This is a genomic window from Brevibacterium sp. (assembly GCF_052105255.1).
GTDB classification, from domain to species: Bacteria; Actinomycetota; Actinomycetes; order Actinomycetales; family Brevibacteriaceae; genus Brevibacterium; species Brevibacterium linens_B.
In genome coordinates, this window is sequence record NZ_JBQDYQ010000005.1 from 72771 (window position 1) to 86494 (window position 13724).

A 13724-nucleotide genomic window follows, 5' to 3' on the forward strand; every position below is an offset into this window, starting at 1 on the left:
GCTGGTCACAGTCGGAGATGTGCTCTCGGAGCAGCGAGAATCCGTCGCAGTCGTCCACCGGTCCCGCGACCGCTTGAGAAGCGTTATACAAACGCAACTTCATCTGCCGTGACCTTTTCGCCGGATCTCACTGTTCGAAACGGAAAAGGCCCGATCGACAGCGGAAGTTCGCTGTCGATCGGGCCTTTTCGGTCGCCTCGGCGATGGTGATCCTGCGCTAGGGCACAGGACTCAGCCGATCAGATCAACCTGAGACCAGGTGTGACTGATCAGACGTGGACGCGGATGAGGTGTTCGTTGGTGAACGCCTGGAACGCCCATTGGGCGTTCTCGCGGCCGTAGCCGGAGCGGTTGATGCCGCCGAAGGGGTATTCCGGTCCGGACTCCATGTGGGCGTTGATCAGGGTCATGCCGGCGTTGATCTTCTTGCCGAACTCCTGCCCCTTCTCCAGGTCGTCGGTCCACACCGAGGACATCAGGCCGTATTCGGTGTCATTTGCCAGGCGCAGAGCATCCTCTTCGTCCTTGGCGCGGTAGATCATCACGGCCGGTCCGAAGAGCTCGTTGCAGCCCAGGTCCGACTTCGGGTCGATGTCGGTGAGCACGGCCGGGGACATGAACCAGCCGGGACGGTCGAGCTTCTTGCCCCCGGTGTGCAGGGTCGCACCATCGGCGACACCCTTCTCGATCGCCTCGATGATCTCGTCGCGAGCACCTTCGGAGGACACGGGTCCCATGCCGGCCTCGGGGTCGTCGAAGTCCGAGACCTTGATGGCTTCGGTGGCCTTGATGGCTTCGGCGACGAATTCGTCGTAGAGCTCATCGACGACGATCATGCGCTTGGGCGAAGTGCAGACCTGACCGGCGTTCGCCAGGCGCAGTCCGACGAGCTTCTGCGCGACCGAAGCGACATCCTTCGAATCGAGGACGACAGCCGGGTCGTTGCCGCCGAGCTCGAGCACGGCGCGCTTGTAGTACTTCGCGGCGATCGCGGCCACCGAGGCACCGGCACCCTCGGAACCGGTGAGCGAGAAGCCCTTGACGCGAAAGTCCTTGAGGACCTCCTCGGCGTGGGAGGAATCGAGGTAGATGTTCTGGTACACGCCCCTCGGCAGTCCCGCCTCGGTGAGGAGGTCCTCGAAGTACTGCGAGGACTTCGGGCAGATCGATGCCTGCTTCATGATGATCGTGTTGCCGACCATGAGGTTGGGCAACACGAAGCGGGCGATCTGGTTGTACGGGAAGTTCCACGGCATGATGCCCAGCAGCACGCCCAGCGGCTGGTGCTCGACATAGCTTTTGGCCGCACCGGCGGCGGCCAGGTGGGTCGTGGACAGGTGGGTGGCGGCGTTGTCGGCCATCCAGCGGGCGGTGCGGGCGACCTTGTCGACCTCGCCGAGGCCCTGCTTCTTGATCTTGCCCATCTCACGGCCGATGATGTCGGTCATCTCATCGGCATTCTCATCGACGAGATCGGCGAACTTGCGCAGGATCGCCCCGCGCTTATACAGTGGCGTCTCCTTCCACGCCAGATGTGCCTCGTGGGCACGATCGATGTAGGCGGGAATCTCCTCTTTGGGAACCGAGGCGAACTCTTCCTCGACCTCGCCGGTGTTGGCATTGGTGACTGCGAACTTGCTCATGGAACGTCCTTTCACGGGTTGACGATCTGTGCCCTGTAACAAACTACAGTCTCCCGACATTCCGCGACACTTGAGTCCATCCCTGGGATTACCATTCATCCATGGAGACAGTGAATGGAATCGGCGGATACTTCCTGCGGGCTGCCGACCCCGAGGCGATGACGGCCTGGTACCGCGACGTCCTCGGCGTCGACTTCGGTGATCAGGGGCTGTGGCAGCAGCCGGCCGGACCGACCGTGATCGGACTCTTCGAGGCCGACACCGACTACTTCGGGACGCGTGCGGAGGGCCAGGACCGGCAGCAGACGATGCTGAACTTCCGTGTCGCCGACCTCGACGCGATGATCGCGCAGCTCCGCGTTGCCGGCGCCGAGGTGGACGACGAGACCCAGCAGATGGACGGAATCGGACGCTTCGGTTGGGTCACCGATCCCGAAGGGAACCGGATCGAGCTGTGGGAACCGGAGGATCAGGGCTGAGCCTCGGTTGAGCTGGGACTAGCAGGCCGCCTCGGCGAGGGCGGGTTCTGACTGCCGTGCCCACGTCCGTTCGACGCGGATCGCCACGGCCACCATGACGAGCGCGGCGAGCGCGAGGATGATATTGCCGAAGACGTTCCTATCGGCCAAGCGCCCATTGATCCGAATTTAGTGGACACAGTTGTCCAAAATACTTTGGGTGCGTCACCTCGACGTCAGTGCCTCCTGTCCGGCTGCGGCCGGTGTTCCGGCCGTGCGCGGTCGGATCAGGAGCCGCCGAGGATGCAGAACTCGTTGCCCTCGGGGTCGGCGAGGACGACCCACGGTTCGTCTCCGGTCTGACCCACATCGACACGGCGTGCTCCGAGGTCGAGGAGGCGGGCCACCTCGACGTCCCGATCATCGGGCCGGAAATCGAGGTGGAGTCGGTTCTTCACGACCTTCTCTTCCCGGTCGATGCCGACGATGATTCCCGGCAGGCGATCGGGAGTCTGCCGGATCTCGATCTCCGTGTCGTTCTCGTCGACGATCACCCATTCGAGCGCCCGAGCCCACCAGCGCCCGAGCGTGAACGGGTCGGGCGAATCGATGACGATCTGTTCCCATTCCAATGACATGGCCTCACCTTTCGCCGGGCGTTTCGGTCGTGTTGTCAGGCCCCGACGTCGCCGAGGTGGTGCCGGACTTCGTGGAGTCCGTAGAGCGTGAGTGAGGTGACGGTGAAGGAGTGAGCGTCGGCGCGGAAGCCGCGCCGATCCCATTCCTCCCCGCTGACCTGGGACAGGAGGCCGGCATAGGACTCTGCGTTCGCCCGCAGGGCGGGGGCCACCTCGGCGGGATTCTGATGGGCGTAATCGGCGTCGACGGCGACCGCATCGCCGTCGAAGTTGTCCAGGGTCGGGTCGGTCTCGGCCAGCATGCGCTCGGTGCGGCGGCGGAATTCGTCGAGGACATCGCGCATATGGGAGGCGTACTCGACGTCGGACCACCGGTCGGGGCTGCGCCGTTCGGTGGCGTCAGCCCTGGTCAGGACTGTCTGCCAGGTGGCGGCCGCCTCGGCGAGGGTGGAGGGGACTCCGGTCGGGTCCTCGGTGCCGGTGAAGCCGCACTCGGAGCAGCCCCCGGTGAGGACATCGGTCCTGTCGCGGGTGTCAGGGCTGATCTCGCTCATTCGCTGGCCTTGCCACTCGTCTTTGCGCCACTCGTCTTCTTGTCGTCATTGAGGATCTCGGCGAGCACCGTGGCCTGGCTGATGTCGTCGCGCTTGGCCGCGGTGAGCAGGGTCAGAGTCCCCGTCCGTGCGAGCTCGCGCAGCTCATCGAGAGCCTGCGCGGCATCATCGTTCTTCAGTTCCTCGCGGAAGCGGCGGGCGAACTCGTCGAACTTCTCCGGGTCGTGGGAATACCACTTGCGCAGCTCGGTCGAGGGCGCGACGTCCTTGACCCATTCGTCGAGGTGGGCCTTGTCTTTGCTCACCCCGCGCGGCCAGACGCGATCGACGAGGATCCGTGTCCCATCGGACTTCTGCACGTCGTCGTAGATGCGGCGGACCCGGACCTCGTGTGCGCTGCTCGTGGCGGAGCTCTTCTTCTCGGACATCGGCAGATGCTCCTTTCGTTCGCTTTCCTTCGAGTGTACGACGGGGCACAGCCGCCGTGACTGTCGATCTCAGGGGTGCCTGTCAACCGCCGAACACCATGGCCAATCAGGCCTGGTGAGGCGTAGACTCCGAGACGGAGGTCACCTTGGTGTCCCGAGGTGCACCGCGCCGAATCCGCGAGCGGAGGAGATGATGCAGTGACCGTCTGGCAACAGGCATTCCCCAATGGGAAGAGTCCGCAACGGGTGCTCGTTCCGCCGTCGCCGTCGGCGATCTTCCTCGTCCTCACCGTTCGCCCCGGATTCGAGAGCACAGCCAAGGACTTCCTGCCCGAGATCGCAGGTCTGACCCGAACGGTGGGCTTCCGCTCCCGCGAAGCAGATCTCAGCTGTGTCACGGGCATCGGCGCCGACCTCTGGGACCGCATGTTCACCGCGCCCCGACCATGGGGTCTCCACCCGTTCATCGAACAGCGCGGAGACGTCCACACGGCACCGTCCACCCCCGGTGACCTGCTGTTCCACATCCGCGCTCGCCGCCTGGACCTGTGCTTCGAACTCGCCCGCCTCATCGGTGACGCATTGCAGGGCGCCGTCGATGTCGCCGACGAAGTCCACGGCTTCCGGTATTTCGACGAACGTGACATCCTCGGCTTCGTCGACGGCACCGAGAACCCCGAGGACCAGGGTGCCGTCGACGCCGTGTTCCGCCACCCCGATGACCTCGCCGAGGATTGCGCACTGGAGTCCGTCTCGGATTCCGCCGAGGCGGGACCCGATGTTGCTGCCGCCGTCGGGGCAGGAGCCGGGGCCGGCGCCGTTCCCGGCGATGGCGCTCCGGGGTATCCGGGAAGCACCTTTGTGATCATTCAGAAGTACACACACGACATGGCCGCCTGGGACGAGCTCAGCGTCGAGGAGCAGGAAGCGGCCTTCGGGCGGCACAAACTCTCCGACGTCGAGTTCGCCGAGGAGGACAAGGCTCCGAACTCGCACCTCGTGCTCAACTCGATCGAGGACGAGGACGGCAACGACCGGGAGATCGTGCGCGACAATATGGTCTTCGGATCTGTCGGCTCCGGGGAATACGGCACTTATTTCATCGCCTATGCCGCCGACGTGACGACGACCGAGCAGATGCTCGAGAACATGTTCATCGGGGACCCGGTGGGCACCTACGACCGGATCCTCGACTTCTCGACCGCGGTGACCGGCGGGCTGTTCTTCGTCCCCTCCCAGGATTTCCTCGACGATCCCGACGGGGAACTTATCCAGGCGGGACTCGGGATCGGTGGAGCCGCCTCGGCGAAGGCCGACGGACCGGACAGCGACGACGGAGCGGACGTTGATCCGGTCGCTGATGACCCGACACACAGCGATGACCGGACAGACGCAGACCCCTCAGCACCCACGGACGGCAGCCTGGGAATCGGCAGCCTGAACAGGAGACGACAGTGAACAATCTCTATCGCGAACTCGCCCCCATCACCGGCCCGGCCTGGGCGGAGATCGAGGAAGAGGCTCGGCGCACCTTCAAGCGCAATATCGCCGGTCGGCGCATCGTCGACGTCGCAGGGCCGACCGGTTTCGAGACCTCCTCGGTGACCACGGGGCACATCAGACATGTGCAGTCGTATTCGTCGGGTCTGCACATTCGACAGCGCATCGTGCAGGAATTCGTCGAACTGCGCGCCCCATTCACGGTCACGCGTGAGGCCATCGACGATGTAGCGCGCGGCTCCGGCGATTCGGACTGGCAGCCGGTCAAGGACGCGGCGACGACGATCGCGCTGGCCGAGGACCGGGCCATCCTCCACGGACTCGACTCCGCAGGCTTCGGCGGTATCGTCCCGAACTCGTCGAACGCGACCGTGACCCTGCCCGATGCGGTCGAGGACTATGCGGACGCGGTGGCGCAGGCGCTGTCCGGCCTGCGCACGGCCGGTGTCGACGGGCCCTACAGCCTGCTGCTGTCCGAGGCCGAATACACGAAGGTCTCCGAGTCGACCGACCACGGTTTCCCGATCCGCGATCACCTCTCGCGCCAGCTCGGTGCCGGGGAGATCGTCTGGGCGCCGGCTCTCGAGGGCGCTCTGCTCGTGTCCACCCGCGGCGGAGACTACGAACTCCACCTCGGCCAGGACCTGTCGATCGGCTACAGCGGCCACGACGGTGAGACAGTCGAGCTGTATCTGCAGGAGACCTTCGGCTTCCTCGCGCTCACCGACGAATCGAGCGTGCCGCTGCACCCGTGATGAGGCCGCCTTCACTCATGGTCAGGCCGCCTTCACTCGTGGTGAGGTTGTCGGAATGACCGAACGAGCCGCTGGTGTGCAGGCTTCTGCCCCCGCCACGGCGCGGAGTTCGTCAGCGTCCACGTGACTGAAGACGGGTTCATCTGCCTCCTGCATCGGGTTTCGGCCACTTCGTCATCGGGTTTTGATCCAGTCATCGAGTTTTCTCTCGATGACTGGATCAGAACCCGATGACTCATTTGGAGGGAGTGGAAACGACGTATTTGATGGACTCTCCACGTTGCTCGGGCGGAAACACGTGAGTTCGCTGGGAAGACTGCTGTAAGGGATGTTGTCGCAGACCTCGTGGTGGAAAATGGCTTTGCCGGGCCCTCGGTACTCTCCCGGGGGCAGATAGAGCGCACGGACGAACGGACGATGATGACCGCAGAAGCACCCGACCCTGACCACACGACAGGACTCAGCACCAGGCGGACAGCGGACGGTGCTGAGATCGGGGCGCTCATCGGTGCCGGCTTCGGACTGCTGTTCCTCGTCCTCAACACCGTCCAGTTCTCGACCCTGGGGCGGACACTCGTCATCACGGTCGGCGTCGTCGTCTTCGCAGTTCGCGGACTGCTGCGGAAACGTGGTGGTGGCGACCGCCTCGGCGCATCAGGGGACAGCGGTCGTCGTGAACGGACGTCCTGGCGCGCTTACTGGATCATCGTGCTCATCGAGGCGGTCCTGCTGTTCGCCGGAACCCGGCTGCTGGCGAGCCTCGGCCACTCGGAACTCGGAGTGGCGTGGGTGGCGGTGGTCGTCGGCACTCATTTCTTCGCGCTCGGCTGGGTGTTCGAGCTCGATCGCTTTCATGTGCTCGCCACCGCCGTGACCCTCTGCGGAATCGGCGGGTTCATCGCCTTCTTCGCGGCGGCTCCGGCGTTCATCCCGGTCATCAGCGGCGTGATCTCGGGCTTCGTGCTGCTCGCCGTCGCCGTGTGGGCCCTGGCCCCGACCGAGCGGTAGAGAGCCCGGCACGCATCGGGTTTCGTTCGGTTCGTCATCGGGTTCTGGTCCAGTCATCGAGTTTTATCTCGATGACTGGACCAAAAGTCGATGACTCACCACGCGGTGGCTGGGCCGAAGCAGCCGCCGGCTTCCGGCAGCAGGCAAGTGGGCTTAGGTCGGGTGCCGACCGGCCAGTGATGCCTGCGCGGGAGGTCAGTCCTCGGCAGGAGCGTCGGGCGCCCCGGCACCGTCCTTCTTCAGCGGCTGCACGCGCGGGGGCGGGAACTCCGGCGCCTGAGCGGCGGGCCGGGCCTCCAACCCCGCGAACACCTCGGCGATGGCACGGTCGAGCTGTGGATCGTCGGCGGCGAAGAGCTGACCGGGATCGTGCTCGACCTCGATATCGGGCTCGACGCCGTAGTTCTCCACACTCCAGCCCTTGCCCTCGATCCAGAAGGCATAGCGCGGCTGCGTCACTCCGGTGCCGTCGACGAGATCGTAGCGACCGTCGATGCCGACGACTCCGCCCCACGTGCGCACGCCGACGACCGGGCCGATGCCCTTGGCCTGCACGCGCGCGTTGATGATGTCGCCGTCGGAGCCGGAGAACTCATTGGCCACGAAGACCACAGGCCCGCGCGGAGCGTCCTCGGGATCCCGGTCCATCTGGTCATAGTTGCGCGCCGCACCCCAGGCAACCACCTGGTCGGCGAAGCGTTCGGCCACCAAAGCACTCGTGTGACCGCCTCGGTTGAATCGCACATCGGCGATGACGCCTTCACAGGCCGTGGCCTGTCGCAGATCCCGGTGCAGCTGTGCCCAGCCGTACGAGGTCATGTCCGGCACATGGACGTAGCCGATGCGGCCGCCGGACTTCTCGGCCACATACTCCCGGCGGGAGCGCACCCAATCCTGATAGCGCAGCTTCTCCTCGGTGGGCAGCGGAATGACGGCGACCGTGCGGTCCTTGCGACCGCGGCGCAGAGTCAGCTCGACGATCGTGTCCGCGGCCCCCTGCAGATGTGCGGCGGGACCGGCCGCCTCGTCGACGGGCTGACCGTTGACAGCCACGATGATATCGCCGACGGCAGCTCCGACTCCGGCCTGGCGCAGCGGCGACCTTGCCTCCGGTTCACTGCTCTCACCGGGAAGGATGCGAGAAATCGTCCAACCCTCAGCGCTCCGCTCAAGATCCGCACCGAGGAATCCGAGCTTCTTCGACCCATCGCCGAGCCCAGACGGCGGACTGACATAGGCATGCGAGGTGTTGAGCTCGCCCACGGTCTCCCACAGTACGTCGACGAGATCGTCATGGGTCAGGGCCTTAGCAGCCACGGCACGCCAGCGCAGCGTCACCGACTCCCAATCGACCCCGTTCATGTCCTCGCGCCAATAGTGGTCGCGCATGATCCGGGAGTTCTCCTCGAACATCTGCAGCCATTCGGCCCGACGGTCGAGCTCGAATCGCAGACGCGAGATGTCGATGGAGACGAACTCGTCATCGTCGGCCTCGACCTTCCGGTTCGCCGGAACCACGCTGATCGCATCGTCGCTGCGCACGACGAGCAGTTTGCCGTCTCCGGAGATCTCATACTCGTCGGCCTTGTCGACGACGGTGGTGACCTTCCGCTTGGCGAAATCGAAGTACTGGATGACCTCGGCGGGTTTGTCACCGGCATCTCCGGCCCGCCCGGTGCCGAGCTCACCGGCTTCGACGTCGCCGGTGCGCAGCCAGACGAGTCCTCCCTCGGCGGATTCGAGATCGCGGAAGACCCCCGAGGCGACCGGGAACGGCACGATGCGCTCCTCGGCTCCCTCGAGTTCGACCTCGACGGTGGCGGCCGGTTTGTCCCCGCGACCGCGCTCGGACTTCGCCTCCTCGGTGACCTCGCTGATCGCCCATCCGCCGGCGCTCGGTCCGAAGGGCGCAGGTTCACCGGCGGCCAGGGGCAGCAGCCACGGTCGGGTGACGCCGTTGAACGACAGATCGAAGGAATGCTGGTTGTACGAAGGATCGAAGGTGCGATCGGAGAGGAAGGCGACGAACTTCCCGTCCCGGGTGAACGTCGGCGAGAAATCATTGAACTTGCCGGTCGTCAGCGGCTGGGCCTCGCGATCCGATTTCACCTCGGCGATCATCAGCTGCGCGAGCAGCTCCTCACCCTGCGTCGGCTGGGACCACACGAGGTACTTCCCATCGGGTGAGAACCGCGGATCGCGCGCCTCGCCGTGTCCCGAATGCCCGACCAGACGCGTCCGACCATTGCCCACCTCGACGGTCCGGATCGATCCGTCGTGGGAGATCGTGGCGAGCATCTTCCCCGCCGGATCCGCCTTCAGGTGGAGGACCCGTCCCAGGGCTCCAACCCCGATTCGCCGAGGCGGCTTGTCCCCAGTCACGGACGCGACCTCGATCGCGTCCTCCCCTTCGACGTCGGTGATGTACGCGGCGAACCCGGTGTCCCCGAGGACGAGGGGCTCGCGGGTGCGGATCGACGAATCCGCGCACAGCGCCCGGGCCGGGCCCTCGCGGTGGGCGAGCCAGAACGTCTTGCCCCGCCATTCCACCACCGAGGCATTGCCTTCTCTGTCGGGGCTGATGTGGTTGAGCCCGGTCTTCGGATCGAGGCTCAGCGGCTGCACCTGGGTGCCCGGCAGGGTCACTGCGAGGGTGCGGACCTCGGCGTCGAGGCTGTCGAGGATCTTGATCTCCCCACGGGAGTGCCAGACGATGCGGGTGCCGTCGGTCGTGGCGTCACGGACATAGCCGGTGGCCTCGGTCTGGTGCGTGAGCTGCCGTGGTTCGACCGAGTCATCACCCGAACTCGCCGAGGTGGCCAGTCCGTCGATGATCCACAGGTTCGCCTGCTCATCGGCATGGTGAGGGAAGGTCGCGGCCCGGTCCGAGGTGAACACGAGCGAATCGCCGACCCACAGCGGGTCGGTCAGAGAGGCCTCCTCCTCGCGCAGCAGCCGCTGCCACCGGGCTCCGGTTCCATCTCCGATGCCGGCAGAGTTCGTGTTGCCGACCCGATCGAGCCACAGCCTCGGCGCAGTGCCTCCCCGGTAGCGCTTCCAGTGCGCGGGCGGACGGGAGAACGGCGTCGACAGAGCGGTCACTCCCGTGTGGTGCCGGGCCAGACCCGAGGCACGACCGAACGACAGCCGATCGACCTCACCGTCGAGGCTCACGGACTTCACGACATGGTTGCGGACCTCGAACTCCCCGGCATTCGCACCGACGAGGATATGGGCGGCATCGGCCCACCCGAGCATCGTCATCGCGCTCGACCCCAACCAGGTGAGCCGACGCAGGGCTCCGGTGGCCACCTCGGCGACCATGAGCTCCGCCTGTCCGGTGCGGAAGGATACGAACGCGACGTGCGCTGCATCGGGGGAGATCCTCGGTGACCGGACGGGCGCATGATCGGAGGTCAGCCGCCAGGCGCGGCCGCCGGCGGAGGAAACGAGCCAGACATCGTCGTCGGCGGTGAAGGTGATGAGATCGGACTGGATATGGGGATAGCGAAGATAAGTCACGTGACCCACATTACAAGCTCGACTGTGCGGCGACCGCGGGCCGGAACCGATGCCCAGGCAACTTGCACGCGGCAATAGAATGGGCACATGCCATCTCTGACTTCTGTGCTCACGGACCGTTTCGCCGCCGCCCTCACCCAGGCCTTCGGTGAGGACTTCGCCGGACGTGACCCCGTCATCCGCAGCAGCCAGTTCGCAGACTTCCAGGCCAATGTGGCCCTGCCGCTGGCCAAGGAGCTGAAGTCGAAGCCGCGCGACATCGCCGCACAGATCGTCGAGAACCTCGACCTCGAGGGTGTGTGCGAGACCCCGGAGATCTCCGGACCCGGGTTCATCAACCTCACCTTCACCCCGGAATTCCTTGCCTCCACCCTGTCCGCCGGCGGAGTCGCCGCCGCTCCTGAGAACACGGATCCGCAGACGGTAGCCATCGACTACTCGGCCCCGAACGTGGCCAAGGAGATGCACGTCGGGCACCTGCGCACCACCGTCGTCGGCGACGCCCTGGCCCGCACCCACGAATTCGTCGGCAACACGGTCATCCGCCAGAACCACATCGGCGACTGGGGAACCCCCTTCGGCATGCTCATCGAGCACCTCCTCGATGTGGGAGTCGACTCCGACGAGGCTTCCGAAGTGTCCGAGAACCCGAACGCCTTCTACCAGGCGGCCCGGGCGAAGTTCGACTCAGATGAAGCCTTCGCCACCCGCTCCCGGTCCCGCGTCGTCAAACTCCAGAGCGGCGACGAAGAGACCCTGGGCCTGTGGACGACGCTCGTCGGCTACTCCCGCGAGTACTTCAACCGCATCTACTCCCTCCTCGACGTCACCCTCACCGACGCCGATCTTGCCGGAGAGTCCACCTACAATGACATGCTCGCCGAGGTCTGCGACGAGCTCGAGGCGAAGGGCCTGGCCACGATCTCCGATGGAGCGCTGTGCGTGTTCCCCGAAGGCTTCACCGGTCGTGAGGGCGAACCCCTGCCGCTCATCATCCGCAAGTCCGATGGCGGCTACGGCTACGCCACGACCGACCTCGCGGCCATCCGCAACCGGGCGATCAACCTCGGTGTCAATCGGGCGCTCTACGTCGTCGGCACCCCGCAGGCCATGCACTTCGAGATGGTCTTCACCGTCGCCCGCGCGGCCGGCTGGCTGCCGGAGACCTTCAGCGCCGAGCACGTGAAGATCGGCAATGTGCTCGGATCCGACGGCAAGATCCTGCGCACCCGTTCGGGTGCCCCGCTGCGCCTGGCCGAACTCCTCGAAGAGGCCGTGACCCGAGCGAAGACGACCCTGGCAGAATCACACGTGGACTTCGGCCCCGAGGAGGCCGATGAGGTCGCGCGCATCGTCGGCATCGGTGCGGTCAAGTACGCCGACCTCTCCGTCGCCCACGACACTTCGTACACCTTCGACCTCGACCGGATGCTCGCCCCCATCGGCAACACCGCCCCGTATCTCCAGTACGCCGGTGCCCGGATCCGTTCGATCGGACGCAAAGCTGAGGCCGAAGGCGTCGATGCCTCCCAGGTCGCGAACGCGGCGATCAGCCTCGGCGAGACGGCCGAACGTGAGCTGGCCCTGTCGATCCTCGGCTTCGCCGATGTGGTCGCCGAGGTGGCCGCCGGGTCGACGCCCCACCGCCTGTGCACCTACCTGTTCGATCTCGCCCAGGCATTCACCTCGTTCTACGAGCAGTGCCCGGTGCTCATCGCCGAGACCGAAGAGCTGCGCGACTCCCGTCTGCGGCTCTCGGCGATCGTGCTCGAGGTCCTCCAGGCCGGTCTAGGGGTGCTCGGCATCCGCGTTCCCGAGCGGATGTGAGTTCGCCTCAGCGGCCTTCTGCCAAGAGGATGCTGCCCTGGATCGTTCTGGGCATCGTCATCCTCGCCCTCAACCTGCGCACCCCGATCATCGCGCCGACGGCGATCCTGCCCGACATCCAGGAGGGCACGGGATTCAGCGCCGCCGGACTCGGTCTCCTCACTGGTCTGCCGGTTCTGCTGTTTGCGCTGGCCACGCCGCTGGCGGGGAAGTTCATCACCCGCCTCGGGGCCGAAGCCACGGTTCTCGCCTGTCTGTCCGGTGTCCTGCTGGGCACAGTTCTGCGGTCGGTCGGTCCGTCCTGGCTCGTGCTCGTGGGCACCGGAATCATCGGCCTCGCGATCACCCTGGGCAATATCGTCGTCCCCGTCATCATCCGCCGCGAGGTCCCGTGGGAACAGGTGTCGATGGTCACCGGCCTGTACTCGGCGATGATGAACGTCGGGTCGATGGCCACTCTCATCGGCACCGGCCCGCTCGCCGAGGCTCTCGGATGGCGTTGGGCCCTGGCCGCATGGGGTGTTCTCGCCTTCGCTGGGCTCGCTTTCTGGATGGTGCTCATCCGCGTGCGCGTGCGCCGCGAGGGGGAGGCTGCCCGCGCTGCCGCGGAGGCCGTCGATTCGACTGACGACCCGTCCATCACCGAGGCGGCCCCCGCCGCGAAGCAGTCGTGGGCCGAGGCTCCGGCTTCCTTCCGGTTGATCATCGCCCTGCTCATCATCACGTTCTCCGGCCAGTCGACCGCCTACTACACGACGACGACGTGGCTGCCGAGCTACCTCGGCGACACCATCGGGCTCGCCCCCACTGCCGCCGGAGGCACGGCATCCCTGTTCCAGATCGCGGCGATCCTCGGCGCCTTCGGAGTGCCGCTGCTGGCCGTGAAGACGAAGCCGTGGGTGCCCGTGGCGACCGTCGCAGTCCTCTGGCTGTCCCTGCCCGTGGGACTGCTGGCGGCCCCCGGCGCCTACTGGCTGTGGGCGACCACCGGCGGCATCGCCCAGGGTGGCGGGTTCACCGCGATCTTCTCGATCATCGCCCGCACCGCCGGCAGCGACGCCCAGACCGCGTCCGCTTCGGCGCGCGTCCAATTCGGCGGCTACCTCGCAGCGACCCTGGCCCCGCCGTTCGCCGGTTGGCTCAACACCGCCACAGCCGGATGGACGGCCACGCTGCTGCTCATCCTCGCTGCCACCCTCGCGTTCACGATCACAGGGCTCGTGGCCGCCCGCCGGGCGGGAGGGTTCCCCCGCGGCGGACGCGAGGCCCTCGACCCCGAATAGGCTCTTGCTACCTGACGGCGGGGGCGGCACCGCCGGCGCGGGGGGGGGGGCGGCCGGCGGGGGGGACGAAGGGGGGGCGCGCCCACCAAAACACGCGCGGGGCCCCCC

Annotated in this window: 12 protein-coding genes; 6 read left to right on the plus strand and 6 right to left on the minus strand. The window is 66.3% G+C overall.

Translation table 11 applies throughout. The features are described from left to right. Positions 1-269: 269 nt before the first annotated feature. Complete coding sequence (locus ACTIIH_RS03110) at positions 270-1643, minus strand: aldehyde dehydrogenase family protein (protein ID WP_441450385.1); 1374 nt, start codon at positions 1641-1643, stop codon at positions 270-272. Positions 1644-1744: 101 nt separating this feature from the next. On the opposite strand from ACTIIH_RS03110, the gene ACTIIH_RS03115 reads away from it, so the two are divergent. Further along, positions 1745-2122 (plus strand): VOC family protein, encoded by a 378-nt coding sequence (locus tag ACTIIH_RS03115; protein WP_441450386.1) that lies wholly within the window; start codon positions 1745-1747, stop codon positions 2120-2122. Between the two features lie 18 nt (positions 2123-2140). Here the strand turns inward: ACTIIH_RS03115 and ACTIIH_RS03120 are convergent, their stop codons facing one another. The 4 genes from ACTIIH_RS03120 to ACTIIH_RS03135 form a co-directional block, all read right to left on the minus strand. Continuing rightward, on the minus strand, positions 2141-2272 hold the full coding sequence (locus ACTIIH_RS03120; protein WP_441450387.1) for a hypothetical protein: 132 nt from the start codon (positions 2270-2272) through the stop codon (positions 2141-2143). Positions 2273-2388: 116 nt separating this feature from the next. Beyond that, positions 2389-2739 carry a VOC family protein gene (locus ACTIIH_RS03125; protein WP_441450388.1) on the minus strand — a complete coding sequence of 117 codons (351 nt, stop codon included), beginning with the start codon at positions 2737-2739 and terminating at the stop codon, positions 2389-2391. Positions 2740-2774: 35 nt separating this feature from the next. Then, positions 2775-3293 carry a DinB family protein gene (locus ACTIIH_RS03130; RefSeq protein ID WP_441450389.1) on the minus strand — a complete coding sequence of 173 codons (519 nt, stop codon included), beginning with the start codon at positions 3291-3293 and terminating at the stop codon, positions 2775-2777. Beyond that, the gene (locus ACTIIH_RS03135) at positions 3290-3721 is read right to left on the minus strand and encodes a DUF488 domain-containing protein (protein WP_441450390.1); all 432 of its coding nucleotides are present in this window, start codon (positions 3719-3721) and stop codon (positions 3290-3292) included. The genes ACTIIH_RS03130 and ACTIIH_RS03135 overlap by 4 nt, the downstream gene beginning before the upstream one ends. A 198-nt stretch (positions 3722-3919) precedes the next feature. Here ACTIIH_RS03135 and ACTIIH_RS03140 point away from each other — a divergent pair, with 198 nt between their 5' ends. The 3 genes from ACTIIH_RS03140 (at position 3920) to ACTIIH_RS03150 (ending at position 6984) form a co-directional block, all read left to right on the plus strand. Next, positions 3920-5179, plus strand: a complete 1260-nt coding sequence (locus ACTIIH_RS03140; RefSeq protein WP_441450391.1) for a Dyp-type peroxidase — start codon at positions 3920-3922, stop codon at positions 5177-5179. Next, complete coding sequence (locus ACTIIH_RS03145) at positions 5176-5976, plus strand: family 1 encapsulin nanocompartment shell protein (RefSeq protein ID WP_441450392.1); 801 nt, start codon at positions 5176-5178, stop codon at positions 5974-5976. Before ACTIIH_RS03140 ends, ACTIIH_RS03145 begins: the two co-directional genes overlap by 4 nt. A gap of 420 nt (positions 5977-6396) precedes the next feature. Continuing rightward, entirely contained in the window at positions 6397-6984 is a 588-nt protein-coding gene (locus ACTIIH_RS03150; protein WP_441450393.1) for a hypothetical protein, read from the plus strand. 195 nt (positions 6985-7179) lie between these two features. Here the strand turns inward: ACTIIH_RS03150 and ACTIIH_RS03155 are convergent, their stop codons facing one another. Continuing rightward, positions 7180-10506, minus strand: a complete 3327-nt coding sequence (locus ACTIIH_RS03155; protein ID WP_441450394.1) for a S41 family peptidase — start codon at positions 10504-10506, stop codon at positions 7180-7182. 87 nt (positions 10507-10593) lie between these two features. Here ACTIIH_RS03155 and argS point away from each other — a divergent pair, with 87 nt between their 5' ends. Both argS and ACTIIH_RS03165 read left to right on the plus strand, forming a co-directional pair. Beyond that, complete coding sequence (gene argS, locus ACTIIH_RS03160; RefSeq protein ID WP_441450395.1) at positions 10594-12333, plus strand: arginine--tRNA ligase; 1740 nt, start codon at positions 10594-10596, stop codon at positions 12331-12333. A gap of 29 nt (positions 12334-12362) precedes the next feature. After that, complete coding sequence (locus ACTIIH_RS03165) at positions 12363-13616, plus strand: MFS transporter (protein WP_441450396.1); 1254 nt, start codon at positions 12363-12365, stop codon at positions 13614-13616. Positions 13617-13724 lie beyond the last annotated feature (108 nt).

What these genes read in the sequence shown, in the direction of transcription:
- ACTIIH_RS03110 (WP_441450385.1), bottom strand. Translation starts at nt 1,643, where the DNA reads ATGAGCAAGTTCGCAGTCACCAATGCCAACACCGGCGAGGTCGAGGAA.
- ACTIIH_RS03115 (WP_441450386.1), top strand. Translation starts at nt 1,745, where the DNA reads ATGGAGACAGTGAATGGAATCGGCGGATACTTCCTGCGGGCTGCCGAC.
- ACTIIH_RS03125 (WP_441450388.1), bottom strand. Translation starts at nt 2,739, where the DNA reads ATGTCATTGGAATGGGAACAGATCGTCATCGATTCGCCCGACCCGTTC.
- ACTIIH_RS03130 (WP_441450389.1), bottom strand. Translation starts at nt 3,293, where the DNA reads ATGAGCGAGATCAGCCCTGACACCCGCGACAGGACCGATGTCCTCACC.
- ACTIIH_RS03135 (WP_441450390.1), bottom strand. Translation starts at nt 3,721, where the DNA reads ATGTCCGAGAAGAAGAGCTCCGCCACGAGCAGCGCACACGAGGTCCGG.
- ACTIIH_RS03150 (WP_441450393.1), top strand. Translation starts at nt 6,397, where the DNA reads ATGACCGCAGAAGCACCCGACCCTGACCACACGACAGGACTCAGCACC.
- argS (WP_441450395.1), top strand. Translation starts at nt 10,594, where the DNA reads ATGCCATCTCTGACTTCTGTGCTCACGGACCGTTTCGCCGCCGCCCTC.
- ACTIIH_RS03165 (WP_441450396.1), top strand. Translation starts at nt 12,363, where the DNA reads ATGCTGCCCTGGATCGTTCTGGGCATCGTCATCCTCGCCCTCAACCTG.